Source organism: Streptomyces uncialis (assembly GCF_036250755.1).
In the GTDB taxonomy this organism is placed as follows: domain Bacteria; phylum Actinomycetota; class Actinomycetes; order Streptomycetales; family Streptomycetaceae; genus Streptomyces; species Streptomyces uncialis.
This window is the reverse complement of sequence record NZ_CP109583.1, coordinates 4,193,438-4,218,669: the sequence shown is the minus strand read 5'-3', so window position 1 is coordinate 4,218,669 and position 25,232 is coordinate 4,193,438. Positions and strand designations below refer to the sequence as shown.

Annotated in this window: 22 protein-coding genes and 2 pseudogenes; 11 read left to right on the top strand and 13 right to left on the bottom strand. The window is 73.0% G+C overall.

Annotated elements, in window-relative coordinates:
- Positions 1-19: 19 nt before the first annotated feature.
- Positions 20-1,645 (top strand): MFS transporter, encoded by a 1,626-nt coding sequence (locus OG711_RS17275; RefSeq protein WP_405673648.1) that lies wholly within the window; start codon positions 20-22, stop codon positions 1,643-1,645.
- A gap of 106 nt (positions 1,646-1,751) precedes the next feature.
- On the opposite strand, the gene OG711_RS17270 is transcribed toward OG711_RS17275, so the two are convergent.
- Positions 1,752-2,267 carry a GNAT family N-acetyltransferase gene (locus OG711_RS17270; RefSeq protein WP_329559685.1) on the bottom strand — a complete coding sequence of 172 codons (516 nt, stop codon included), beginning with the start codon at positions 2,265-2,267 and terminating at the stop codon, positions 1,752-1,754.
- A gap of 31 nt (positions 2,268-2,298) precedes the next feature.
- Here OG711_RS17270 and thpR point away from each other — a divergent pair, with 31 nt between their 5' ends.
- Together thpR and OG711_RS17260 are read left to right on the top strand one after the other, a co-directional pair.
- The gene (thpR, locus tag OG711_RS17265) at positions 2,299-2,883 is read left to right on the top strand and encodes an RNA 2',3'-cyclic phosphodiesterase (RefSeq protein WP_329559684.1); all 585 of its coding nucleotides are present in this window, start codon (positions 2,299-2,301) and stop codon (positions 2,881-2,883) included.
- A 750-nt stretch (positions 2,884-3,633) separates the two neighbouring features.
- Positions 3,634-3,804: pseudogene (locus OG711_RS17260) on the top strand (type I restriction endonuclease subunit M); the annotation flags it as partial.
- 9 nt (positions 3,805-3,813) lie between these two features.
- On the opposite strand, the gene OG711_RS17255 reads toward OG711_RS17260, so the two are convergent.
- Positions 3,814-4,785: a GlxA family transcriptional regulator gene (locus OG711_RS17255; RefSeq protein ID WP_329559683.1), complete on the bottom strand. Its 972-nt coding sequence runs from the start codon at positions 4,783-4,785 to the stop codon at positions 3,814-3,816.
- A 142-nt stretch (positions 4,786-4,927) separates the two neighbouring features.
- Here OG711_RS17255 and OG711_RS17250 point away from each other — a divergent pair, with 142 nt between their 5' ends.
- The 3 genes from OG711_RS17250 (at position 4,928) to OG711_RS17240 (ending at position 7,646) form a co-directional block, all read left to right on the top strand.
- A complete protein-coding gene (locus tag OG711_RS17250; protein ID WP_329559682.1) occupies positions 4,928-5,767 on the top strand; it encodes a S1 family peptidase in 840 nt (279 codons plus the stop codon).
- Between the two features lie 22 nt (positions 5,768-5,789).
- Entirely contained in the window at positions 5,790-6,719 is a 930-nt protein-coding gene (locus tag OG711_RS17245; protein WP_329559681.1) for a GlxA family transcriptional regulator, read from the top strand.
- Between the two features lie 168 nt (positions 6,720-6,887).
- The gene (locus OG711_RS17240; RefSeq protein WP_329559680.1) at positions 6,888-7,646 is read left to right on the top strand and encodes a MerR family transcriptional regulator; all 759 of its coding nucleotides are present in this window, start codon (positions 6,888-6,890) and stop codon (positions 7,644-7,646) included.
- Positions 7,647-7,931: 285 nt separating this feature from the next.
- Here the strand turns inward: OG711_RS17240 and OG711_RS17235 are convergent.
- A pseudogene (locus OG711_RS17235) lies at positions 7,932-8,147 on the bottom strand (transposase); the annotation flags it as partial.
- A 555-nt stretch (positions 8,148-8,702) separates the two neighbouring features.
- Entirely contained in the window at positions 8,703-9,695 is a 993-nt protein-coding gene (locus OG711_RS17230) for an aldo/keto reductase (RefSeq protein ID WP_329559679.1), read from the bottom strand.
- 155 nt (positions 9,696-9,850) lie between these two features.
- Here OG711_RS17230 and OG711_RS17225 point away from each other — a divergent pair, with 155 nt between their 5' ends.
- Entirely contained in the window at positions 9,851-11,047 is a 1,197-nt protein-coding gene (locus OG711_RS17225; RefSeq protein ID WP_329559678.1) for a helix-turn-helix domain-containing protein, read from the top strand.
- 150 nt (positions 11,048-11,197) lie between these two features.
- Complete coding sequence (locus OG711_RS17220; RefSeq protein WP_329559677.1) at positions 11,198-11,632, top strand: hypothetical protein; 435 nt, start codon at positions 11,198-11,200, stop codon at positions 11,630-11,632.
- Positions 11,633-11,657: 25 nt separating this feature from the next.
- Here the strand turns inward: OG711_RS17220 and OG711_RS17215 are convergent, their stop codons facing one another.
- Both OG711_RS17215 and OG711_RS17210 read right to left on the bottom strand, forming a co-directional pair.
- Positions 11,658-12,209 carry a Uma2 family endonuclease gene (locus OG711_RS17215; protein WP_073783548.1) on the bottom strand — a complete coding sequence of 184 codons (552 nt, stop codon included), beginning with the start codon at positions 12,207-12,209 and terminating at the stop codon, positions 11,658-11,660.
- A gap of 79 nt (positions 12,210-12,288) precedes the next feature.
- Complete coding sequence (locus OG711_RS17210; RefSeq protein ID WP_329559676.1) at positions 12,289-12,972, bottom strand: GDSL-type esterase/lipase family protein; 684 nt, start codon at positions 12,970-12,972, stop codon at positions 12,289-12,291.
- 131 nt (positions 12,973-13,103) lie between these two features.
- Here OG711_RS17210 and OG711_RS17205 point away from each other — a divergent pair, with 131 nt between their 5' ends.
- Positions 13,104-14,102: a WD40 repeat domain-containing protein gene (locus tag OG711_RS17205; protein WP_329559675.1), complete on the top strand. Its 999-nt coding sequence runs from the start codon at positions 13,104-13,106 to the stop codon at positions 14,100-14,102.
- A gap of 15 nt (positions 14,103-14,117) precedes the next feature.
- Here the strand turns inward: OG711_RS17205 and OG711_RS17200 are convergent, their stop codons facing one another.
- On the bottom strand, positions 14,118-14,972 hold the full coding sequence (locus OG711_RS17200) for a TetR/AcrR family transcriptional regulator (RefSeq protein ID WP_329559674.1): 855 nt from the start codon (positions 14,970-14,972) through the stop codon (positions 14,118-14,120).
- A gap of 128 nt (positions 14,973-15,100) precedes the next feature.
- On the opposite strand from OG711_RS17200, the gene OG711_RS17195 reads away from it, so the two are divergent.
- Both OG711_RS17195 and OG711_RS17190 read left to right on the top strand, forming a co-directional pair.
- Complete coding sequence (locus tag OG711_RS17195; RefSeq protein ID WP_073783556.1) at positions 15,101-16,111, top strand: ATP-binding cassette domain-containing protein; 1,011 nt, start codon at positions 15,101-15,103, stop codon at positions 16,109-16,111.
- Positions 16,108-16,977, top strand: a complete 870-nt coding sequence (locus OG711_RS17190) for an ABC transporter permease (protein ID WP_329559673.1) — start codon at positions 16,108-16,110, stop codon at positions 16,975-16,977. Before OG711_RS17195 ends, OG711_RS17190 begins: the two co-directional genes overlap by 4 nt.
- Positions 16,978-17,192: 215 nt before the next feature.
- Here the strand turns inward: OG711_RS17190 and serC are convergent, their stop codons facing one another.
- The 6 genes from serC to OG711_RS39235 form a co-directional block, all read right to left on the bottom strand.
- Entirely contained in the window at positions 17,193-18,311 is a 1,119-nt protein-coding gene (serC, locus tag OG711_RS17185) for a phosphoserine transaminase (protein ID WP_073783558.1), read from the bottom strand.
- Between the two features lie 201 nt (positions 18,312-18,512).
- A complete protein-coding gene (locus OG711_RS17180) occupies positions 18,513-19,949 on the bottom strand; it encodes a cytochrome P450 (RefSeq protein ID WP_329559672.1) in 1,437 nt (478 codons plus the stop codon).
- Entirely contained in the window at positions 19,946-20,614 is a 669-nt protein-coding gene (locus OG711_RS17175) for a GTP-binding protein (RefSeq protein ID WP_329563869.1), read from the bottom strand. The genes OG711_RS17180 and OG711_RS17175 overlap by 4 nt, the downstream gene beginning before the upstream one ends.
- A 142-nt stretch (positions 20,615-20,756) precedes the next feature.
- A complete protein-coding gene (locus OG711_RS17170; RefSeq protein WP_073783560.1) occupies positions 20,757-21,116 on the bottom strand; it encodes a DUF742 domain-containing protein in 360 nt (119 codons plus the stop codon).
- On the bottom strand, positions 21,113-21,598 hold the full coding sequence (locus OG711_RS17165) for a roadblock/LC7 domain-containing protein (protein WP_266510491.1): 486 nt from the start codon (positions 21,596-21,598) through the stop codon (positions 21,113-21,115). The genes OG711_RS17170 and OG711_RS17165 overlap by 4 nt, the downstream gene beginning before the upstream one ends.
- Before the next feature lie 155 nt (positions 21,599-21,753).
- The gene (locus OG711_RS39235) at positions 21,754-24,243 is read right to left on the bottom strand and encodes an ATP-binding protein (protein ID WP_456341298.1); all 2,490 of its coding nucleotides are present in this window, start codon (positions 24,241-24,243) and stop codon (positions 21,754-21,756) included.
- Positions 24,244-25,232: the final 989 nt, after the last annotated feature.

Here is a 25,232-nt window from a genome sequence, read left to right as displayed (position 1 = left end):
CGCCGAGGAGGCGACCCTTTTGAGTCCGGGACCCGGAGCAGACTCCGCACCCGCACCCCAGTCCGACCACGACACCCCCGCCCCACCCGCCCGTGCCTCCGGCAGGTCCCGTTACCTGCCCGGCCGCCTCATACCCGGTACCGCCCGCATACCCGGCACCGCCCGTTTCCGCACCCGCCGGCGTACCCGTACCGGCCCGCGCGCGGACGTACCCGGGACCGGGCCGCGTCCCGTGTCCCTGGTCAAGACCCCCGGGCCCACCGGCCGCCCGGCCACCGACGGCCCGGCCACCGGCCGCCCGGCCACCGACGGCCCGGCCACCGGCGGCTCACCCTCAGCCGGTCCGGACATCGGCGGTGCGGACCGTGGACCCGGCGGGATGTTCTCGTCCCTCCGTATCCGCAACTACCGGCTCTTCGCCTCCGGGGCGGTCGTCTCCAACACCGGCACCTGGATGGCCCGGATCACCCAGGACTGGCTTGTCCTGAGCCTCACGGGCTCCTCGGCGGCCGTCGGCATCACCACGGCGATGCAGTTCCTGCCGATGCTGCTGTTCGGCCTGTACGGCGGGGTCATCGCCGACCGGTTCCCCAAGCGGACGCTGCTCTTCTTCACCCAGGGCGCGATGAGCTTCGGCGGACTCTTCCTGGCCGCGCTGACCCTCAGCGGCAATGTCCAGGTGTGGCACGTGTACATGACGGCGTTCTTCACCGGACTGGTCACCGTCGTCGACAACCCGACCCGGCAGACCTTCGTCTCCGAGATGGTCGGCCCCGACCAGGTGCGCAACGCGGTCAGCCTGAACTCCGCCAACTTCCAGTCGGCGCGGCTGCTCGGCCCCGCGATCGCCGGTGTCCTGACCGCCGCGGTCGGCCCCGGCTGGGCGTTCCTCGCCAACGGACTGTCGTTCCTCGCCCCGCTCACCTGCCTGCTGCTGATGCGCACCGCCGAACTGCACCCCGGCCCGCGCACCCCGCGCGGCAAGGGCCAGCTCCGCGAGGGCCTGCGGTACGTGTCCCACCGCCCCGAACTGATCTGGCCGATCGTCCTCATCGGCTTCATCGGGATGTTCGGCTTCAACTTCCCGATCTGGCTCAGCGCCTACGCCGACGACATCTTCCACGGCGGCTCAGGCATGTACGGACTGTTCAACACACTGATGGCCGTCGGCTCGGTGGTCGGCGCGCTGCTCGCGGCCCGGCGCGGCACCTCCCGGCTGCGCGTCCTGGTCGGGGCGGCGGTGGCCTTCGGCGCCCTCCAGATCGTCGCCGCGGTCACCCCGTCCCTGTGGGTGTTCGCGCTGCTCCTGGTGCCGATCGGGATGCTCGGCCTGACGGTGAACGTCACCGCCAACTCCTCCGTCCAGCTCGGCACCGACCCCGCCATGCGGGGCCGGGTGATCAGCCTCTTCATGATGGTGTTCGTCGGCGGCACCCCGATCGGCGGCCCGCTCTTCGGCTGGCTCACCGACGCGTACGGGGTGCAGATCAGCATGGCCGTCGGCGGACTGGTCAGCGCGGTGTCGGCGCTGGTGGTCGGCCTGGTGCTGGCCCGCGCGGCCGATCTGCGGCTCAAGGTCGATCTGCGCAGGGGGCAGCCGCATCTGCGGTTCGTGCCCAAGCGGGACCTGGTGACGGTGGCGTAGCCCGGGGGCGGGCGGGGGCACGGGACGCTCGCGGTTCGCGGGGTGCGGGTCCGGCCGGGGTTCGGGTGAACCCTGGCCTGTCGCGTCCCGTGTCCCCGGCCCGGGGTCAGACGCGGCGGGCGAGCACCTGGCCGGGCCAGGCGTCCGCGCCGACCGTGAAGCGTTCCGCCGGGGTGAAACCCTGGCCCTCGTAGTACGCGACGAGCTTGCCGTCGTCGCCCGCGTAGCAGTCCACCCGCAGCAGCGACCGGCCCGCGCGGCGGGTCTCGTCGGCGGCGTGCGCGAGCAGCGCGGCACCGATGCCCGCGCCCGCGCGGCGGCGGTCGGTCGCGAAGACGTGGATGTACCGCTCGGGCTCGTCGGCGCGGGGCACGTACGAGCCGGGGCCGTCGGTGAGGGTGAGCGTGCCGACGACGGCACCGGCCACGTCGGCGAGCCACAGATCGCCCTCCCCGGCGTACCGGGTCACCATCTCCACCGCGCGCGGGTTGGTGGACCACGGCTCGGTGCCCCACTGGCCCGTACGTCCCTGGGCGGCCAGCCATTCCACGGCCCGGTCCATCAGCGCGAGGACGGCGGGGAGGTCGCCGGGGCCGCCTTTCCTGATCGTGAAGTTATCCATCCGGTGAGGCTAACCGGGTGACACTGGCCGGATGAGACTCTTCGCCGGCGTGCTGCCCCCGCCGTCCGTGGCCGCGGAGCTGGGGCGGGCCGTCGACCAGCTGGAGGACCTGCCCGGTGCGTCCGCGCTGAAGTGGACGGGCCGTCCCGGGTGGCACCTCACCCTCGCGTTCTACGGCGAGGTGCGCCAGGAGCCCGCGGACCCGGTTCCCGAGCTGATCCGGCGCCTCGCGCTCGCCGCGCGGCGCACCCCGCCCTTCACGCTGGCGCTGCGCGGGGCGGGTGTCTTCGCGGGCCGGTCCCTGTGGGCGGACGTGGCCGGTGACACGGGGGCGCTGGCGCGGCTCTCGGACGGGGCACAGGAGGCGGCCCGGGGGGCCGGGCTCCCGATGGGGGAGCACCGGCGGTTCCGGCCGCATCTGTCGCTGGCGCGGGACCGTGCCGGGGACTTCGACTTCGGTCCGTACGTGGACGCGATGGCCGGGTTCCGGGGTGCGGAGTGGGAGGTGGGGGAGGTGGCGCTGGTGCGCAGCGATCTTTCCGGGGGCGGTGGTGGGGTGGGGGCGCGGGCGCGTTACGAGGTGGTCGCCGCGTTGGCGCTCGGCGGGGGCGGTTAGGCTTTCGGGTGTGGACCCGAAGACACGTAACCGGATCATGGCCGGTGTGCTCGTACTGATGTTCCTCGTCGTGGCGGTCGGCGCGGCGCTGGGTGGCTAGGCTCACCCGCGTTCGCGGGCGCCCCTGAGTTCTCCCTCGCGGGTCGCCTTCGCTTGCGCTTCCCAGGTCCGTCCGGCGGGGCGTACTTCGTTCCTGTGCGGGTCGCTCGTGGGGTGCGCAGTTCCCCGCGCCCCTTTGGGGCGCATCCGGCTTGTTCTTCGGGTCGGTGCCGGTCGGGATTCTCCGTCCTCGATCCGACACGCTCGGTCGGACGTCCCTCTTGCCGGACTGAAGAGCATCGGAGTCTGCGGGCAGAGATTCCCGCCCACCCCCTCCCGCAGCTGGGCGCCTGCGGGAGGAAGATGGTTCACCCCGCCCCCGCAGCCTGAGAACAGCAGCAAGAGGGCGCCCCCAAAGGGGCGCGGGGAACTGCGCGAGCAACCAGGGGCCACCCGCACCCGAACGGAATTCGCAAGAGGCGCGACCCCAGGGGCGCGGGGAACTGCGCACCCACCGGACGACGGCACAGGAACAAGCGGGTCCAGCCGGACAGACCTCGGAAGCGCAAGCGAAGGCGACCTGCGGGGAACTGCGCAAAAGACGAGGGCGGACCCGCACCCGAAGAGCGACCGCACAGGAACAAGTGGGTCCAGCTCGGACAGACCCAGAGGCACAGGGACGAGTGCGCTCACCGGAGAGACCTCAAAAGCCTCAGCGAGACCGTCCGGCATGCCGGACAGGCCGACATCCTGCGTGAGGGCCTCGACGGCCGGACCGGGCTGCGCGCCGAACACGAGCAGCGGATCGACGAGGAAGCCCGCGCGGCCTACTGCGCGAAGATCGAGCAGACCGCCAGGACGGCCGCAGCGGTCAAGGCTTGAGACACCCTCTCACCCGGGTCCTCGGGTGCGGGGGGTGTCCTCGGTGAACATGGTGACCATCGAGCGGAAGGCCGCCCGGTAGAAGCCCGGAGTCGTCCCGTTGAGGCGCTGGAACTGATGGCGAAGATTCGCGGGCGTCCCGAACCCGGTCCGCGCGGCGATGTGCTCCACCGGAAGATCCCCCCGTTCCAGCAGTTGCTGGGCCCGCTCGACCCGGACCCGAAGCAGGTACTGGAGCGGACTGAGCCCGGTCTCCGCGCGGAAGCGGCGACTGAGGGTACGGACGCCGGTCCCCGCGTGCGCGGCGATCTCCGTGAGGGTCAGCGGCCGGTGCGACCCCGCCTCCATCCACCGGATCGTCGGCCCGAGCCCGCCGTCCCCGCCGGCGGCCCCGGGCGGTCCGTCCGGCAGCCGGAGGAAGAGCCGGCGGTCCGCCTCCCGCCGCACGCGCTCGCCGTGGTCCTCCTCGATGAGGCGCAGCCAGAGGTCCTTGCCGCCGAGCACCCCCGCCGAGGTGAGGAACGGCCCGTCGGCGACGGCCTCCTCCGCCGGGGCGACCACGACCCGGGGGTGATCCGCGGCCAGCTCCCCGACGCACCGCCAGTCCGTGGTGGCCCGGCGGCCGTCGAGCAGTCCGGTGGCGGCGAGGGTGAACGTCCCCGTGCCCACCGCGCCGATCCGGCAGCCCCGGTCCGCCGCCGCGCGCAATGCGTCGAGCACGGCGGCCGGGTGCGGGTCGCGGAAGCCGTGGTGACCGGCCACGATCACGGTCGCCGCCCCGTCGAGGCCGTCCAGCCCCCAGCTGGTGGTGAGCCCGAACGGGCCCGGCCCGGCCGTGGCGCGGAAGCCGGGACCGGCGCACACCCTCAGCTCGTACGGGGCCCGGTCACAGCTGCGCGGGACGGCGCCCAGCAGCATCCCGGGGGTGGTGAGCTGAGGTCCGGGGATGCCGTCGAGCGCGAGAAGGGCGACCACTGCCATGGCCAGAATTTAGCCGAGGGTGGCATCGCGGTGGCTGTTTCCGGTCGGTCGGCGGCCCGGAGGATGAAGGTGCACGCACCGGGAACGAGGGGATGCCCGGGCCGCGCGCACCCCACTTGACCACGTGAAAGGGATGTCCACCATGCTCCACCCGACCCGCCCGCAGCAGACCCGACCCGCCCGCCGACCGGCCGCGCGGACAGCCGCGGTCGGCGCGGCGGCCGCACTCGCCGTCACCGGCCTGACCGGAAGTGCCGGGGCCGTCGTCAACGGGGAGGACTCCACCCGGCCGTACTCGTTCATGGTCTCGGTCCCGCAGGTCATGCAGGCGCCCGGGGGCAAGGAGTACGGGGTGTGCGGCGGCACGCTGGTCGCTCCCCGGTGGGTGCTCACCGCGGCCCACTGCGCCGGTCATCCGGAGATCCCCGCCGAGCCGACGGGGAAGGTCAGGGTCGGCAGCGAGTACCAGGGCAAGGGCGGGACGGTACGCACCATCGTCAAGAAGGTGCTCCACCCGGACTACGCCCTCGGCGACGCGCCTCGGGGCCACCACGACCTCGCGCTGCTCAAGCTGGACCGCCCGGTCCACCAGCAGCCGGCGCGCCTTGCGGACCGGCCCCCGAAGACCGGTGCGCAGACGCGGGTCCTCGGCTTCGGCAACACGGCGGACGGCCCCGACTGGTCGTTCTCCGAGCGGCTCCAGCAGCTCGACACGCGCAGGATCGCGGACTCCGCCTGCTCCCCGTTCAAGCCGGGTGCCGAACTGTGCACCGGTTCCCAGGTCCCCGGCGCCATGGCGTGCCGGGGTGACTCCGGCGGCCCGCAGATCCAGCGGATCGGCGGACGCTGGCAGTTGGTCGGGGCGACCTCCGGCGACGGCAATGTCGCGGCCGGTCCGGACTGCGGCAACGGTCCCGGGGTCTGGACCTCGGTGCCCGCCCACAAGAGCTGGATCACGAAGACGATGGCCAAGCACCGCTGATCCCCTGGCATACGGTCGTCCCATGCCTGTGGTCGCCCTTCTCGTGCTCGACGGGGTCCCCGGACACCAGCTCACCACCCCGGGGCTGGTCTTCGAGGCCGCCTCCGCACCCACCGAGCTGCGCGTCTGTTCCGTCCGGCCTACCGTCACCACGGCCGGTCCGCTGCCCCTGGACATCACCGTCCCCTGGGGACTCGACGCCCTGGCCGACGCCGATACGGTCGTGCTCACCGGCCATGACGGCTTCCTCGCCGAGCCCCCTGCGGGAGTGCTCGACGCGTTGCGCGCGGCGGCGGCCCGGGGCAGCCGGGTCGCCGCCGTCGGCACGGGTACGTTCACCCTCGCGGCCTCCGGGCTGCTCGACGGACGCCGCGCGACGACCGAGTGGTGCCGGACGGCCGAACTGGCCAAACGTCATCCGGGCGTCGAGGTGGACCCCGCCGGAACGGTGGTGACGGACGGTCCGTTCCTCACCTCGGCGGGTGTCCTCGGCGGCATCGACCTCTACCTCCGTCTCCTCGGGCTGGACCACGGTCCGGCGGTCGCCGGGCGCACCGCCCGGCAGCTGATCGCGCCCCTGCACGAGGACGTCGGGGCGACCCGGGAGGAGATCGACCGTGAGCTGGCCGGGACGGCGGGCCTGGAGCCGACCCTGCGGTGGCTCCAGGAGCATCCGTACGACGCGCCGTCCCTCGCGGAGATCGCCGCGCACGCGGGGACGAGCGTGCGCACGCTCAACCGCCGCTTCCGGGAACGGACCGGGCTCACTCCACGCCAGTACCTGCTGCGGGCCCGGGTGGAGCGGGCCCGGAGGCTGCTGGAGAGCGGTGACGGGACGGTCGACGAGGTCGCCGCGCGGACGGGCTTCGGCTCGTCCGCGAGCCTGCGCCGCCACTTCCGCCGCCTGACAGGCACCACCCCCGCCACCTACCGCCACCACTCCCGCCCCTAGGCCGTGTTTTGAGAGTTCCTGGTGTGCTGGGTGGGCCGTCGGGGAAAGTCGCGGGCCGTCATCCAGATCGTGAGGGTGCGGGCTTGCGGTTGCCGCTGAGGCAGCTTCTACCGTCCTTACCAGGGCCGGAGAAACCGGCCCGGTGACGCGATCGTGAGGGAGACAGCGATGGACTGGCCTATCGCGGAGGTCGCCAGGATGTCGGGCGTGACCGCCCGGACCTTGCGGCACTACGACGAGGTCGGCCTGCTGCCGCCCGCCCGGATCGGGGCCAACGGTCACCGCTACTACGAGGAGCACCAGCTGCTGCGGCTGCAGCAGATTCTCGTACTGCGGGCACTGGGCGTAGGGCTCCCCGAGGTCGGCCGGATCCTCGCCGAGCAGGTCGACGAGGTGGACGCCCTACGCGGCCACCACCGGCGGCTGCTCGCCGAGCGGGACCGGCTCGACGCCCTGGCCGGCACCGTCTCCCGCACGATCACCGAACTGGAACGTTCCAGAAAGGACGGCAACCCCATGACCATCAACCGACCGGAGAACCTGTTCGCAGGCGTCCAGCCCTCCCAGTACCAGGAGAGCCTGCACGACTTCCCCGAGCACGCCGAGGAAGTCGCCCGCACGGTCGCCGCGATGACCCCGCAGGACATCGAGGCCGGACAGCGCGAGCGCACGACACAGATGATCCTGCTGGCCGACCTGATGGCCGCCGGCCACCCGGCCAACGCCGCGCCCGTACAGGCCCAGATCGACGCCCAGTACCAGGCCATGACCGAACTGCGCCCCGTCTCCGCCGACGAGTACCGCGCCGTCGGACGCTCCTGCGTGGACAACAGCGCCTGGCGCGCCGCGTACGAGGCGATCGCACCGGGCCTGGCCGCGTACCAGCGCGACGCCATCGAGGTGTATGCCACAACCCGGCTCAGCTGACTGCTTTCCGGGCTGTCCCGGACGACCAGCCCGGAGAGCAGTTGGTACGTCGCACCAACAGGCCCACCTCGCCCGGCCTGTCAGTTGCCGAGCGAGGTGCTGCCCGTCAGTGTCACCATCGAACCCAGGCCGAATGAGTGCCTTCCACTGCTGGGCTCGGCTGTTCCGCCGGGCACCGGCCGCGCGCTGATGGGCCCGGCAGATGGTGGAGTCGACGTTCACGTCCCAAGTGATCAAACCGGCTGCATCCGCCCGGGCCTGCAGCCCGGTCAGGACTGCCGACCAGACACCATCGCGCTGCCAGCGGCGGAAGAGCCCATCGACCGTCTGCCACGGACCGTACTCAGGTGGCAGGTCCCGCCACGGGGCACCGGTCCGTACCCGCCAGCGGATCCCGTCGATCAACCTCCGTCGGCCGAGCGACGGCCTGCCCAACACTGCGACCGGCAACAACGGCCCCAGCAAGGCCCATTGGTCATCTGAAAGATCCCCTCGCCCCACACCGAGATCATCCCCGGTACAGGGCAAGACCCGGACCCAGTTCTAAAACACGGCCTGGCCCGCCCCGGAGAACAGACCGCTGACGCCCCGAAGGAGCGCGGGGAACCGCGCACCCACGACCGACCTGTGCGGCAACAAGTACGCCCACCACCGAGTACCCAGGGGCGCGAGGAACTGCGCACCCACGACCGACCTGTGCGGCAACAAGTGCGCCCACCACCGAGTACCCAGGGGCGCGAGGAACTGCGCACCCACGACCGACCTGTGCGGCAACAAGTACGCCCACCACCGAGTACCCAGGGGCGCGGGGAACCGCGCACCCACGACCGACCTGTGCGGCAACAAGTACGCCCACCACCGAGTACCCAGGGGCGCGGGGAACCGCGCACCCACGGAGCGACGGCACAGGGACAAGTGGGTCCAGCCGGACAGACCTCGGAAGCGCAAGCGAAGGCGACCTGCGGGGAACTGCGCACCCCCCGAGCGACGGCACAGGAACAAGTACGTCCACCGGCACAAACCCGGAAGCGCAAGCGAAGGCGACCCGCGGACCGACTACCAGGCGAACGCCTCGGGGGACGGACCCGGCCCGGGGAACAGCGCGTCCAGCTCCGCGAGGAGTTCCGCGGAGAGCGACAGCCCCACGGCCCGCACGGCCGAGTCCAACTGCGCGGCCGTACGGGGCCCGACGATCGGCCCGGTCACCCCGGGACGGCTCAGCAGCCAGGCCAGCGCCACCTCACCCGGTTCGAGCCCGTGCTTGCCCAGCAGATCCTCGTACGCCTGCACCTTCGCCCGCGCGGCGGGATCGGCCAGCACCTCGGCCGCCGTACCGGAAGCGCTGCGCCCGCCCGTCGCCTCCTTGCGGAGCACCCCGCCCAGCAGTCCGCCGTGCAGCGGCGACCAGGGGATGACCCCGAGCCCGTACTCCTGCGCGGCCGGGATGATCTCCATCTCGGCGCGCCGCTCGTACAGGTTGTAGAGGCACTGTTCGCTGACGAGCCCGAGCCGTCCGTGGCGGGCCGCCGTCTCGTTGGCCTGGGCGATCTTGTAGCCGGGGAAGTTGGACGATCCCACGTAGAGGATCTTGCCCTGCTGGACGAGGACGTCGAGGGCCTGCCAGATCTCCTCGAACGGCGTGTGCCGGTCGATGTGGTGGAACTGGTAGAGGTCGATGTGGTCGGTCCGGAGCCGGGCGAGGCTCGCGTCGACGGCCCGGCGGATGTTCAGCGCGGAGAGCCGGTCGTGGTTGGGCCACGCCTGGCCCCGGTCGCCGCCCATGTTGCCGTAGACCTTGGTGGCGAGGACGACCTTGTCGCGGCGGTCGCCGCCCTTGGCGAACCAGTTGCCGATGATCGTCTCGGTGCGGCCCTTGTCGTCGCCCCAGCCGTAGACGTTGGCGGTGTCGAAGAAGTTCAGACCCGCGTCCAGCGCGGCGTCCATGATCGCGTGACTGTCGGGCTCGTCGGTGTGCGGACCGAAGTTCATCGTCCCGAGGACGAGCCTGCTGACCTTGAGACCTGTGCGGCCGAGCTGCGTGTACTCCATGGGCCCAGCCAACGTCTTCGAGTGTGCTCGACGCAAGGGCCGGTGCCCCGGCGTGGCTCGCGCCCGTCCCCCCGGGTGCCGCCCACCCGGACGCACGCCGTACCGCCAAGGGCCGATCGGAGTACCGTTCTTGATGGACGAAGGGACGGTCGGCTATGGCCGAGGACAGGCGTGGCGGTGTCGGGCGGCGCATCCAGGAGCTGCGGCTTCTGCGGGGACACACGCTGCGGGAGCTGGGACGCAGGGCGGCCGTGTCCGCGTCGATGCTGTCGCGGATCGAGACAGGTGCACGTACCCCCAGCGAGCAGGTGCTGGCCGCTCTGGCCCGGGCCCTGGGCGTGACTGTCTCGGTCCTGCACGGCCAGCCGTACATCGAGCAGCTGCGCAAGGACCAGCTCGACCGGCTGATCTCTCCCCTGGGTACCGCACTCGACAACTGGGGCATCCCTCCGGAGGACGACGACCCGGCTCCGCGCGGGCTGGAACAGCTCGGTTCCGACATCTCCAGGGTGCGGCAGCTGCGGACGGATTCCGAGTACGGGACCCTCGCGGAGATGCTTCCCGGTCTGCTCGGGGAGATGTCCCACGCGACGATGGTGCACCCGGTTCCGGGGCATGACCGTGAACGGGCCCACTGGCTACAGGCGGAGGCCGCCCTGGGCGTGTTCAGCGTGGCGTACAAGTTCGGGTACATGGACCTCGCCCGCCTGGCTCTGAGTCGTATGGCCATGGCCGCAGCCTTGTCCGGGGACCCCCGCCAGGTCGCGGCGGAGCGGGTGAAGCGCGCACAGCTCAGCGCGGACGGTCCGGCGATGGAACAGGGCCTTCGGCTCGTACGCCAAGGTCTGCGTGATCTGGAGGACGACGGGACTCCCGGGACCCGGGCGGTCCGTGGCGGGCTGATCCTGAAAGGCGTTCAGATGCACGGCCTGCTCGGCCGGGGGGACGAGGTCGGGACCTGGCTGGCCGAGGCCCGGGGAATCGCGGCGGAGTTGGGGGAGACCAACCACTACTTGTTCGTCTTCGGTCCGACGAACACGGAGCAGCACGCGATGGCGGCGGCGGGCGACCGCGACGATCACGCCGAGGCGGTGGCGGTCAGCGACCGCGTCCGGCTGCCGGAGGGATACCCCGCCGCCCGGGCCGGGGTGTACTGGATCGACCGGGCCCGCTCGTTGGCCCTCACCGCCCGTTGCGACGGTGCGCTGGACGCACTGTACGAGGCGCGCAAGGTCTCGCCTCAGCAGACGCGCTATCACCCCACGACCCACTCGACGGTGGGCGTGCTGCTGAGGGCGCGTCCCTCCGTTCCGGACCGGCTGCGGTCGTTCGCCGGTTGGAGCGGTGTGTAACTAGACCGGTACCCGCTGTCAAGGGTTTGCTGTTGCCGGATGGTCAACAGCAACCCCCTTTTGTCCTGGGAGTCTTGGGCCCGTCAAAGACCCCCGCGACCGTGCGACCGGTCCGGGGGCGTGGTCATCGCGTGAAACGGAGACGACGACATGGACCAAAGTACCGGGGAACCCTGTGGGTTGCCGATGGGGCCGGACGGTGGGGTCCGGGCGGTGCGGCTGCTGCCGTGGATTACGGACGCGGGCAAGCCCTGTTACCTCGTGAGTGACGCGTCGGGGCCCGGGGGCGGACGGCACAGTGTGATGGCCAAGGTGGCGGACAACCTGGAGCGGATGCAGCTGGGGCACGCCGCCGCGTTGGTGGAGCGGGCCGACGACATGATCGCGGACCACAAGGCGGACAAGCGGGAGCTGCGTTTCCTGGCGAACCAGTTGCGGACCTCGCTGCGGGAGGTGACCCGGATCGCGGACAGCCGGGGCGCCCGGCTCGCCACCGAGGAAGGACCCGGCGACGATGAGCCGGGCGAGGGCGAGGTGTGTGACCAGGGGCCCGACTGCGGGGTGTGCGCGGACGAGGGCGGGTGAGCCGGGGCGGGGGCCGGGCGGTGGCTCAGTCCCGGGGGAACGCGCCGGTGCCGAGGACGAGGGCCACCGGTGTGGTGGTCAGGTCGAGGTCCTCACCGAAGGGGACGGTGGTCACCGTCCGGTACTCGCCGTCCTTCGGGTCGAGGTGGACGCGGCACCGGCCCTGGTAGGGGTCCGCGATCACGTACACGGGCACCTCCGCCTCGGCGTACACCGCCAGTTTGGGGCCGTAGTCGTTGGCGGCGGTGCCCCGGGAGATGACCTCGGCGATGAACTCCACGTCCTCGTGGCGCCAGCGACCCCGCTGGTCCGGTTCGGCGTCGTCCCGGAGCTTGGCCACGTCCGGCGCGAAGCCGTTCTGCTTGCCCGGGAAATCGATCCGCACGTCCGACAGCACCTTGACCCGCATACCGAAGCGGTCCTCCAGCGCGCGGACGATCCAGCGGATGATCTCCCAGTGCGCGGAGCGCTGCGGCGTCGTGAAGGTCTCTCCGCCGACGACCTCGACCCGGTATCCCTCGGGTGCGCAGACCTGCCCGAACAGGGTGTCGAGCCCTGCCGTGTCCGGTTCGTTCATCCCGGTCCTGTCGCTCCGCGCGCAGTCGCCTCCCGATTGGCGCCGCCCGCGCATACCAACGATACGTACGACGAAAGCGTTACGCCCGGTACTCCGTACCCATCCCCCACGCCTGGCTCATCGCCCCCGCGAACGCCGCCGCCAGCTTGTGTTCGCCGGAGGGGAGCGGGTGGGTGCCGTCGTAGGTGTCGGTGGCGAGGTCGTAGCCGGGTGGGGGTGAGGTGAGGAGGAGGGGGGAGCGGGGTTCGTCGAGGTCGGCGGCCGTCTTCGCGAGGAGTTCGTTGAAGCGTGCCACCTCGGCGGCGAACGCGGGGTCCGAGTCCGCCCGGATGTTGGGGACGACCGGGAGGATCACGAAGCGGACCCGGGGACCGGCCGCGCGGGCCTCCGTGACGAAGCGGCGGACGTTTTGCGCCGTGTCGTCCGCGCCGGTGTAGAAACCGAGGTCGATCAGGCCCAGGGAGATCAGCAGGACATCGGGGCGGTGGTCGGTGACCGCCGACCGGATCAGCGGGGCCATGTGCTGCCAGCCCTCGCCCCAGCCCGCGAGATGGGCGCGGGGGAACGCGGGGTCGGTGCCGGGGGCGTACTCCCGCGAGACGGGCGCGTCCCGCGCCTGGTCGTAGAGCGTCTCGCGGGGGCCGACGATCCGGAACGGGCCGCCGAGGGTGTCCCGCAGGTGCTCCCACATGCGGTACCGCCAGGTGTGCTCGCCCGCGCTTCCTATCGTCGTCGAGTCCCCGACGAACATGAATCTGAGCATCCGCTCATCCTCGCCGATCGCCCCGGGGGCCGGGATGTGAGGCCGGACACGCGGTGCCCGGCGGCCCGCGCACCGGGGCCGCCGACCGCTCGGCGCGGTGAACGGCCGCGCGGGATGGCAGTCTTGGACGTATGCGCCCGTTCTCGTCGGCCTCTGCCGTCTGCCTCGCCGCCCTGACCCTCGCGCTGGCCGCCGGGCCCGCGTCCGCCGAGGACATCGGGGCCGGGGGGTTCACCATCGAGGACCCCCGGATCACGGAGTCCAGCGGGCTGGCCGCGTCCCGGCAGCACCCCGGCGTGTACTGGACGCACAACGACAGCGACGACGGCGCGTTCCTGTACGCGGTGGACGCCCGTACCGGGAAGACGGTCGCGACGCTCACCCTCACCGGCGTCGGCAGCCCCCGGGACGTGGAGGCCGTGTCGGTGGGCGCGGACGGCAATCTGTACGTCGGTGACATCGGGGACAACCTCGGCGGCACCTGGAAGCACGTATGGATCTACAAGCTGCCCGAGCCGAAGCGGCTGGCCGACCGTACGGTCAAGGCCACCCAGTACACCGTCACGTACGAGGACGGGCCCCGGGACGCCGAGGCGATGATGGTGCACCCGAAGACGGGGCGGCTGTACATCGTGGACAAGCAGAAGGACGACGACAAGGACGCGGCCCTGTACATCGGACCGGCCGAGTTGTCCCCGACGGGCATGAACGTCTTCAAGCGCGGCGCGACGATCGATCTGTGGGTCACCGACGGCGCCTTCTCGCCGGACGGCGAGCGGCTGGCGCTGCGCGGCTACTTCGGCGGCATCCTCTACGACTGGGGGAACGGGGTGCCCAAGCGCACGGACACCCTCAGCGTCCCGCTCCAGCGCCAGGGCGAGTCGCTGACCTGGACCCCGGACGGGACGGGTCTGCTCTACGGCTCCGAGGGGCGGGGGAGCGAGGTGGAGCCGGGGAAGGTGCCGGGCGGCTCCTCCGGCCGGTCGGGCGGTTCCGGCGGCGACAAGGGGACGGGGCCGGGTTCCTCCGCGTCCGGCGAGGACACGAACTACTCGATGGGCGTGCTGACGCTCGCCATCGCCCTCGGGGTCGTCTTCGGGGGGAAGCGGCTGCTGCGCGGCAAGCGGTAGAGCCGGGCCGGGCGGTCAGGGGGCGGGCGGGCCGCCCTGGTCCGTCGCGGTCCCGTCGGCCGGGGCCGGACCCAGGGGCGCGCACGGTCCCGGGGGCGGCGTCGGGGGTACCGGGGCCGGGTCGGCGCCGCGGGCGGCCACCAGGGTGTCCAGGCCCGCCAGGATGCGCTGGAGCCCGAACTCGAAGTGGTCGAAGCCGGGCCCGAACGTGTCCGGGGACAGTGACGCCATCATCGGGTAGCGCCCGCTGCGCATGACCTGGTCCAGATAGGGGCCCTGTTCCGTCCAGAACTCGGTGTCGGTGCGCCCGGTCTGCTCGGTCGCCTCGATCTCATGGGCGTGGCTGCGGGCGACGCCGGACACATAGCCGTCGACCATGATCAGCACCGACAGCAGCTCGGGGTCGGACAGGCCCATGGGGCGGATCAGGGCGAGCATCTTCTCCATGCCGTCCAGGGTGGCGGGCCCCAGCACCGGCCGGGCCTGGTTGATCTGGAGCAGCCAGGGGTGGCGCCGGTAGAGCGCGAAGGTCTCCCGGGCCAGGATCTCGACGGCCTCGCGCCACGTCGTGCCGAGGGCGGTCGGCTCCTCGGACGGCTTCTGCACCCGGTCCAGCATCAGGTCCAGCAGCTCGGCCTTGCCGGGGAGATAGCGGTACAGCGACATGGTGCCGGTGCCCAGCTCGGTGGAGAGCCGCCGCATGGACACCGCGTCGATGCCCTCCGCGTCGGCGACCTCGATCGCGGCCAGCACGATCCGCTCGACGGACAGCGTCGGTTTCGGACCCCGGGTGGGCCGGCGTTCCGGCTCCCAGAGCAGTTCGAGGGTGCGCTGGATGTCGCCGCTGCCGCTGGTCCCGATGCTCTCCATACCGGGCAGTTTAAACCGCTGGGGAAATAATTGGGTACGGCGTACTCTTCATCGGGTACGGTGTACCCAGTTAGAGGGGTGCGGCGGCGGGAACGCCGCACGAGGGAAGCGCACGGGGTGGAGGTCGGATGAGCACGTACGCGGTGCACGCTGAGGGCTTGCAGAAGAGGTACGGCGAGAAGAACGCACTGGACGGCTTCGACCTGACGGTGCGGCGGGGGACGGTGCACGGACTGCTCGGGCCCAACGGCGCGGGCAAGACCACGGCCGTCCGCATACTGTCCACGCTGGTCACACTGGACGGCGGCCGGGCCACGGTGGCCGGCGTCGATGTGGCGAAGGACCCGCGCGCGGTCCGCGCCCGGATCGGCCTCACCGGCCAGTACGCCGCGGTGGACGAGGTGCTGACCGGCCGGCAGAACCTGGAGATGTTCGGGCGGCTCTTCCATCTCGGCGGGGCCGGGGCGCGCCGCCGGGCCACCGAGCTGCTGGAGCAGTTCGACCTGGTGGAGGCGGGCGACCGGGGGGTCGGCAAGTACAGCGGCGGGATGCGCAGGCGGCTGGACCTGGCCGCGTCGATGATCCTCGCGCCGGACGTCCTGTTCCTGGACGAGCCGACGACCGGGCTCGACCCGCGCAGCCGGGGCGAGGTCTGGGAGTCGGTCCGTGAGCTGGTCGCGAGCGGTACGACGGTCCTGCTGACCACGCAGTACCTGGAGGAGGCCGACAAGCTCGCCTCCCGGATCACCGTCATCGACCGGGGCCGGTCCATCGCGGACGACACCCCCGACGGGCTGAAGAACACCGTCGGCGGCGACCGTATCGAGGTCGTCGTCGCCGAGCGCGCCGACATCCCGCGCGCGGTGCGGGTCGTCGCCAAGGTCAGCGCGGGCGAACCGGAGACGGAGGAGTCCGAGCGCCGGGTGCACGCTCCCGTCACCGACCGGGTGGCCGCGCTCACCGAGGTCGCCCGGACCCTTCAGGACGAGGGCGTCCAGGTCGAGGACATCGGGCTGCGCAGGCCCAGCCTGGACGATGTGTTCCTGCGGCTCACGGGACACCGCGCCAAGGCGGACGAGGAAGCGGCGGCGGGCACCACCGGCGGGAACAGCGACACGAAGGGGGATGTCCGGCGATGACCGCGACCACCACCGAGAAGGACCTCACGGACCCCGTGGCCGGCACCCCGTCCGGCGGGCCCGTCGTGGAGGAGCACGGACGGCTCTACTGGGCGTTCGCCGATTCCTGGAACATCGTCCGCCGGGGGCTGACCCACTACCAGCGCCAGCCCGTCAACATCGCCTGGCAGCTCGGCTTCCCGATCCTGTCCGTGCTGCTGTACGGGTATGTGTTCGGCAGCGCGATGACCGTGCCGGGCGGCGGCGACTACCGGGACTTCCTGATGCCCGGCATGTTCGCGATGACGATGGCCTTCGGGTTCATCAACACCGCGACCGTCGTGGTGTACGACGCCACCAAGGGCGTCATCGACCGGTTCCGCTCGATGCCGATGTCCTCGTCCGCCGTGGTCGCGGGCCGCGGTGTCACCGATCTGATCGTGGCCTGTGCCGAGCTGACGATCCTGATGCTGACGGCCCTGCTCATGGGCTGGCGTCCGCAGGGCGGTGTCGCCGCCGCCTTCGGTGCCTTCGGGCTGCTCCTGCTGCTGCGCTTCTGCCTGATCTGGGTGGGTGTGTGGCTGGGCCTGATGGTGCCGAACCCGGAGGCCGCGGGCGGGCTCTTCGCGGTCGCGTTCCCGCTGACGATGATCTCCAGCATCTATGTCGCGCCCCAGCTGATGCCGGACTGGCTCGGGCATGTCGCCGCCTGGAACCCGATCTCCTCCACGGTCGCGGCCTCCCGGGAGCTGTTCGGCACCCCTGTCGGCAGCGGCGGCTCCTGGGTCGAGCAGAACGCCGTGCTCATGGCGGTCGTCTGGCCGCTGGTGATCACCGCGATCTTCCTGCCGGTGGCGGTCCGCCGCTTCCAGCGGCTCAGCCGCTGACCGGGGGCGTCGGCGCCGACAGGTGAGGGGTTGTCGTGGCCGGTGAGAGGCCGTCGCCGTGGCCGGTGGGTCGCGGGAAGGCCGTCGCCGTGACCGCTGGACTGTGGGAGAGCGTCGGCGCCGACCGGTGAGCGGGGCGTCCGCGTGAACGCCGAAGGGGCGGTACCCGGCCGGGTACCGCCCCCTCGACGTGTCCCCGCGTGGGGGACGGTGGATCAGAGCTGCTCGATGACGTAGTCGACGCACTTCGTCAGGGCCTCGACGTCCGCCGGGTCGATCGCCGGGAACATCGCCACCCGGAGCTGGTTGCGCCCCAGCTTGCGGTACGGCTCGGTGTCCACGATGCCGTTGGCGCGCAGCGTCTTCGCGACGGCGGCGGCGTCCACCTCGTCCACGAAGTCGATCGTGCCGATCACGGACGACCGCTGTGCCGGGTCCGCGACGAACGGGTTCGCGAACTTGCTCTGCTCGGCCCAGCCGTACAGCGCGTTCGCGGAGGCCGTGGTGCGGCCCACCGTCCAGTCGAGACCGCCCTGGCCGTTGAACCATTCGAGCTGGTCGGCCAGCAGGAACAGCGTCGTCAGCGACGGCGTGTTGTACGTCTGGTTCTTGCGGGAGTTGTCGATCGCCGTCGGCAGCGAGAAGAACTCCGGGATGTGCCGTCCCGAGGCGTGGACACGCGTGGCGCGCTCGATCGCGGCGGGGGAGAAGATCCCGAGCCACAGACCGCCGTCCGAGCCGAACGACTTCTGCGGTGCGAAGTAGTACACGTCCGTCTCGGCGATGTCGACGGGCAGACCGCCCGCGCCGGACGTCGCGTCGACCAGCACCAGCGAGCCCTCGTCGGCGCCGGCGACCCGGTTCAGCGGCATCGCGACACCGGTCGAGGTCTCGTTGTGGGTGTACGCGTAGACGTCGACACCCGCCTCGGCGACGGCCAGCGGATGCGTGCCCGGGTCGGAGGAGACCACCGACGGGTCCTGGAGCCACGGCGCGAGCTTGGCGGCCTTGGCGAACTTCGAGGAGAACTCACCGAACGTCAGGTGCTGCGACTTGTTCTCGATGAGCCCATGGGTCGCGATGTCCCAGAACGCGGTGGAGCCGCCGTTGCCGAGGATCACCTCGTACCCGTCGGGGAGCTGGAACAGCTCGCGCACACCCTCACGCACCCGGCCCACCAGGTTCTTCACCGGGGCCTGACGATGGGAGGTGCCGAGCAGTGACGTACCGGTGGCGGCGAGGGCGTCCAGCGCCGCCGTCCGCACCTTGGAGGGGCCCGCGCCGAAACGGCCGTCCGCGGGCTTGATGTCAGCGGGAATCTGGATCTCAGCCACGCGCCGAGCCTAGCCCGTCGCCCGACACCCCCGGTCGGGGTGTCCGGCGGCTGAGACAACCCCTCCGCCACGTGGACAGACGTGGACGGGCGGGGTGCGGGGGCGAGGTCCGGGACGGGTCCGGGGCCGGTGCGGGCCGGGCGTCGGTCGGTGCTCCGGTGCGGATCGGTACTCCCGTCCGCGCCGGTGCTCCCGTACGTGTCAGTGCTCCGGGCCGACCACCGTCGTCGGGGTGAACCGGACGGGCAGGGCCGACAAACCGCGCAGCCACGGGGACGGATGCCGGGTCAGCGCCTGCGGCGGCACCGCCAGGTCCAGGTCCGGCAGCCGGTCCAGGATCACCTCGATCGCCGTCCGCGCGATGACCTCCGCGATCTCCCGGGCCGGGAACGGACAGCGGTGCGCGCCGTGCCCGAAGGAGAAGAACGCGGCGTTCCCGCCGGTCGGGACGGTCCGGTCGGCACGTATCCCCGGGTCGGAGTTGGCCGCCGCGAGGGAGAGGACCAGCAGATCGCCCGCGCGGACACGGCGCCCGCCGAGCAGGGTGTCCCGGGACGCCCAGCGGCCGACGACGTTCTGGGTGGGGGTGTCCTCCCACAGCACCTCGTTCATCGCCTCGACCACGCTGCGCCGTCCCCCGAACAGCGACGCCGCGAACCGGTCCTCGGTCAGCATCAGCCGCAGCGAGTTGCCGATCCAGTCGGCCGTCGGCTGATGGCCGACCGTCAGCAGCGACGTCAGGTCCCGGGCGATCTCGTCGTCCGGCAGGCCCTCGGGGGAGGCGAGCAGCCGGGACACGATGTCCTGCCCCGGGGTGCGGCGGCGGCGCTCCAGCAGCCTGGCCACGGCCCGCGCGAGCCCCTGCCCGCCATCCGTGCCCCCGTCCCCGTTCACCGCCGAGGCGAGCCCCGGCCCCTCCTCCGGCGGGAAGCCGAACACCGCCGCCAGCACCCGGACCGGCAGCAGCGTCGCGTACTCCCCGATCACGTCCGCCGCGCCCCGCGCGCAGAATCCGTCGACCAGGGCGTCCGCGAACCGCTCCGCGTACCCCTGGAGCCGGGCCGGGTCCACGGCCGTGAGCGCGTCCGCGATCATCGCCGCCCGCCGGGCGCGTCCCTCCCCGGCCGGGTGCGGCACCGGTGGCCGGGCCCGTCCGACCACCGGCAGCAGCGGCCAGTCGCCGGGTATCCGGGGCCACTGGTTCCACAGCTCCGCGTCCCGGCTGAACAGCGCCGGATCGGCCGTCACCTGGTGCAGCTCCCGGTACCCGAGGACCAGCCAGGCCGGTATGTCCCCGTCGAGCAGGACCGGGGCGACGGGGCCGTGCGCCGCGCGCAGCTCCTGGTAGAGCGCGGACGGGTCGCTGGGCAGCCGCAGCCGGTCGAGCGGGACCGGCCGCGGGTCGGGGGCCTCGCTGCCCGGGGCGGACGGTATGGGTGGGGTGTGCGGGGTGTGCGGGGTGTGCGGGTTGGGCGGGGTGTACGGGGCGTCCCAGGCGGACGGTGTGCGGGGGGATGTCGGTGCGTACGGGGGCGGTGGGTTGTTCGGGGGGATCGGTGTGTACGGGGACGATGGGGTGTCCGGGGACGGCGGTGGGTGCGGGGTGTGGGGGTTGGGCGGGGGCCCGGAACCCGTCATGCGGTGCTGTCCCGCGGGCTGGTCGCCCCGGCCGGACCCACCAGCGCGCCCGGGTCCGTGACCGGGTCCGTGACCAGGTCCGCGCCGGGGCCCGGCGGCGGGACTCCGGCGTCATGTCGCCGGGTCAGATGCTCGACCAGGGTGATCAGCACCGCCGCGCTGGACTCCCGCGACCGCGCGTCGCAGTCGATCACCGGGATGTCCGGGGCCAGGTCCAGGGCGGCCCGCAGCTCCGTGGGCGAGTACGGATGACCGCCGAAGTCGTTGCGGGCCACGATGAACGGCGTACCGAGCCGCTCCAGCCGGTCGATGGCGTACCAGCAGTCGTCTATCCGCCGGGTGTCGACCAGCACCACCGCACCCAGCGCGCCCGCGAACAGCTGGTCCCACAGGAACCAGAACCGGTCCTGACCGGGCGCCCCGAACAGATACAGCACATGCCGCGGGCCCAGCGTGATCCGGCCGAAGTCGAACGCGACGGTCGTCCCCGACTTGTCCGCCACCCCGGTGAGGTCGTCGATCCCCTCGCCCGTCCGGGTCAGCGTCTCCTCCGTGTTCAGCGGACGGATCTCGCTCACCGACCGGACCAGGGTGGTCTTGCCGACCCCGAAGCCGCCCACGACGACGATCTTCAGCCCGGTCTCGGCGGTCGCCCGCAGCGACAGCCGCCCGCCGGGCGGCTCGTCCCCGTCCGGGAACGGGGCCGGGACGCCGTCCGGGTACGGGGCCGTGCCCGGGGGACCTGGGTGGCCCGGGTGCGGTCCGCTCCCCCCGGACGGGCCGCTCCCCCCGCTCCGGGGGGAGCCGTCAAATTCTGCGGAGTCCAACGAGCACCTGCTCCAGGAGATCGGAATCGGGAACGCTCTCACGCGGCGTCGGCGGCCGCGGATGGCGGGCGCTGATCCGGTGTGCCGCCAGCAGATCGGACAGCAGCACCCGCGTGATGCTCACCGGGAGACGCAGATCGGCCGCGATCTCCACCACGGCGGTCGGCAGCCGGCACATCCGCAGGATGGCCGCGTGCTCCGACTGCATACCGGGCCGGGGCTCGCACTCCGCGACGATCAGGGTCACCAGGTCCAGCACGGTGTCCCCGGTCGGCCTGCTGCGTCCGCCGGTGAGCGTGTAGAGCCGGTCCGGTACGTCGTCCCGGCCGGGACGGGTCACTGGCCGGGTGCGCTACGCGGTCCGTCCGGGGCCCGGGAATCGTCCACCGCGGCGTCCACCGTGGGGGCGTCGGCGGAGAGATGCGCGCCCAGTTGCCCGACCAGCTCGCTCATGTGCCGCCCGACGGTCCCGGCCTCGGCGTCCTCGTCGGCGATCACCGCGACATGCGCGCCCTGTCCCGCCTCCACGATGAACAGCACCCCGCCGTGGAACTCCGCCATCGCGGACCGCACGCCGCCCCCGCCGTTCCCGAACTCGACGGACGCGCCGTGCGAAAGCGAGTGGATGCCCGCCGCGATCGCCGCGAGCTGGTCCGCCTGGTCGACCGACAGCTCCGGGGTGCGGCACAGCTTCAGCCCGTCCCGGGACAGCACCAGGGCGTGCCGGGCCCCGGGGGTGCGGGCGAGCAGATCCTCCAGGAGCCAGGTGAAGGTGTCGTCCACGGTGGTCGTCGCGTCCGGGGAGGGAGCGCGGTGGACCATGTCGGCGCTGTAGGTCGCCAGCGGGTACGCCGCGTCGTAGGCCGTGGCGGTGACGGCGGCCTTGGCGGTGGCGGCGGCCGTAGCGGTGGCCGGGTCGCCGTCGGCCGTGCTCGCGGGGCGGGCCTGGCCGGTCGTGCGGGAACTGGTGGTGCCGGTCATCGAGGGAGGTCGCCTTCCTGGTGGTGCGGGTCGACCCGGTGCGCCGAAGGCTGCGGCGCGGGGTCTGGGGCCGGGGGAGTGGCGCGTACGGCCTCTCGGAAACTGCTGAAGCGGGCCGCGCGGGCCTTGATGTCCACGGGTTCGCCGATGGGCCGCGGTGCGGTGAACCGTACGTCGCTGAACCGCCGCGCCTCGGCGGTGGCGAGGGTACGGCCCCGGGGCCGCACGGGCAGCGACCCGGGCCGGGCGGCGAGGGGGGCCGCGGCGGTCGGGTCGGCGGGGGACGACGGGCCGCGGGTGTCCGACGGGTCGGCGGGGGACGCCGTATCGGCCGGGGAGGGGCCGGTCACGTCGCTCCGCTCGGCGGTGCGCTCCCGCTCAGGGCTGCGCGGTGCGGTGGTGCGGGCGGTGCTGCGCGCGGTGGGCTGCGGGGAGTTGTACTGGGCGGAGCCGTGCTGCGGGGAGTCATGTCGCGGTGTGCCGTGGGGAGTGCTGTGGGTGCCGCCGGGCGCGGGGTCGGTCCGGTGCTCGCGGTGTTCCCGCTGGTCGCGGGGGGCGGCGCGGTGGTCGTCCTGGCGGTCGGCGGGATGGTCGCCGTGGTGGTCGGGACGGGCGGCGTCCCGGGTGGCGTCCTGGGTGGTGGCGTACGGGGCACCGACGGCGGTTCCCGTCGCGGTACCGGCGGGGGTGGCGCGCGCCGTGGTGGTGGGCCGGGTGCGCAACGGGGGGTGCGCGGGGGAACGGTCGGCGGCGGGTCCCGACGCGCGGGGCCCGCCGTGGGACGGCGGCGACTCGATGTCGACGCCGTCGTCCGACGAGGTGCGCGCTGCGGCGTACGAGAAGGACAGCGGGTGCGGTGCGGGTTGCGGGAGCGGCCGGTCCGGGGCGGGACGCGCGGCCCCGGCGGGAGCGGTGAGCTCCGGGCGGGGGTGGGAGGCGGTCAGGGCGGCGGTCCGGGCGGGTGTGGCGGGCAGGGCGTCCGCCGGGACGGCGGGTGACCTTTGTGCGGCTGACGTCGCCTGTCCGGCGATGGGCCCGGCGGGTGCGGCGTGCGTGGCCGATGTGGTGGGCGCCGGTGATGCGGCCGGTGTCGCCTGTCCGGTGGTGGGTGCGGTGGGTGCGGTGGGTGCGGCGGGCGCGGCTACCGGTGCGTCGGCAGGCACGACAGGTGCGGACGGTGCGGCAGGTGCGGACGGCCAGGGGCCCGGGGAGGCGGGGTCCTGGCCGTGGACGCGGTCGTGGACGTGGGTGCGGTCCTGGACCGGGCCGTGCGCGTGGACCGGTGCCGGTGCCGGTGCCGGGTGCGCGTCGGACGCGTGGCCGGGGTCGGGGTGGCCGGCGTCCGGGAAGGCGTCCGGCAGGGCCTCGTGCCGCGCGGGCACGGCGTCCAGGCCGGTCAGCAGGTTCCGGGGAACCATCACGACCACGCCCGTACCGCCCCGCGCCGACGGACGGAACGACACCGTCAGTCCGTGCTTACGGGCCAGCCGCCCGACCACGGCGAGCCCCAGCCGCGTACCGGACAGTCCGCCGAGCCCCGACGTGTCGCCGGAGACGGCCCGCTCGGCGCGGCGGAGCTGGAACTCGCTCATCACCAGACCGCTGTCCTCGACGGAGACGATGACCCCCGCCGGCACCTCCTCCACGTACACATGGACCTCGGCGGTCGGCGGCGAGAAGTTCGCCGCGTTGTCGAGGATCTCGGCGAGGGCGTGCATCACCCCTTCCGCCGCGTGGCCGACGATGGCGATCTCGCTGGTGGAGTGCACCCGTACGCGCTGATAGGCGCCGATCCGGCCCATCGCCCCGCGCAGGATCGACTCCATCACGATCGGGCGGGCCCAGCGGCGGCCGGAACGTGCCCCGGTGAGCACCGCGACCGAGTCCGCGACCCGGCCGGTCTGCGCGGTGCGGTGGTCGATGTGCAGCAGGTCCGCGAGCACGTCCTCGTCGGCGTGCTCGTCCTCCATCCGGCGCAGCTCGGCGAGGGTGTCGGTGGTCAGGGCCTGGAGCCGTCCGGCGGCGTTGGCGCAGGCGGCCAGGGACGCGGCCCGGTCGGCGGTCACCCGGTCGGTCTCCGCCGCGAGGCGCGCGGCCTCCTCGGTCAGCCGGACGGTCTCCGTGGTGAACCGTTCGCGCTCGCGGTCCATCTCGGCGTCGAGCCGGTCCCGCTCGCGGGCGAGTGCGTCGGTGCCCCGGTCGCGCTCACGGCGCAGTTCCTCGGTGTGGAGCTCCCGTTCCCGGGCCAGCTCCTCGACGAGGCGGGCCCGCTCGCCCAGCAGTCGACCCGTGTCACCAGTCATGGCGTCGAGCTGGTCGCGCAGCAGCCGTGTGGCGCGCAGCGCGCGGTGGGCGACGGCGACCGCGAGCGCCAGCAGCAGCGCGCCGGCGGCGGCGCCGCCCAGGACGACCACGCGCCGGGTGTCCGCCGGCGCCCACAGCGCGGCGGCGAGGACGGCCACGGCGGCGAGCGAGAGCGTCAGCATCCCGCACAGGACGGAGGGCAGCGCGCGGGGCGCGACCCCGGTGACCTGCGCCTTGGCGCGAGGGAGGGTGAGGAGCGGGCTGCTGACCGGGGTGGGCGCGGTGCTGGGCGAGGCGGCGTACGAGGAGGTGGGCGAGGCGGTGGGGACGGCGGACGGGTCCGTGGATCCGGAGGCGGACCGGACCTTGGTGGCGACGGCGGTCGACGGCGGGGTGGGGGCGCCGGTGGACGAGCCCGGGGCCGAGCCCGAGAACGAGCCGGTGGGCTGGGCCCAGGACGGGCCGGCCGACGGGGAGGTGTCGTACGGCCGCTCGGAGACGCCGGGCACGCGCTGTGCGGACGGGGCCGGGGAGGGGGTGCTCAGCCGGGGGCCGGCCGCTCCGGTCCAGGGGCGGGTGCCCCGCTCGGCCCGCGCGGGAGGGGCCGTGCGCCGGGGCGGGGCTATGTGGGGGGAGGTGCCCGAGGGCAGCGGGATGTGCGCGGTGGCTCCTTGGCCGGAGGGGCACGGGACGGTGTTCGTCGTGGACGCCGGGACGGGGTCCGCCACGGTGAGGGTGCGCTGACGCGCCACGGCCGGACCGTGCGGTTCGGGCGCGGGGTGCGGCTGTCCGGACGCGGGGCGCACGGGCGGCGTGGACGCGGTCATCATCGGGTCCTCGGATCGTGTCCTCGGTGGGCGAGTCCTCGGGCGGCTGTCGTGGTCCGGTGCCGGGCGGGTGCCCGGCGGTCCGGCTCGGGGTGGGTCCTGAGGGCGGTCGGACCCCGGGACATCAGGCGGTGCTGCGGGAGTTACGGGAGCGGTGAAAGCGACCCTCCGTTCAGGAAGCGCCACTCTCCGCTCAACTTGCCGTCACTATAGGAGAGTTCCTGAACGTGTTGGGAACATTCAGCCGCCGGATTACGGGACTCCCGCCCACTGAGCTACCGGAGTCGCCGCCGCACAGCTTCCCTTGTGGGGCTCCTGTGCGGTTCATGAGGCCAGAGTGTGCT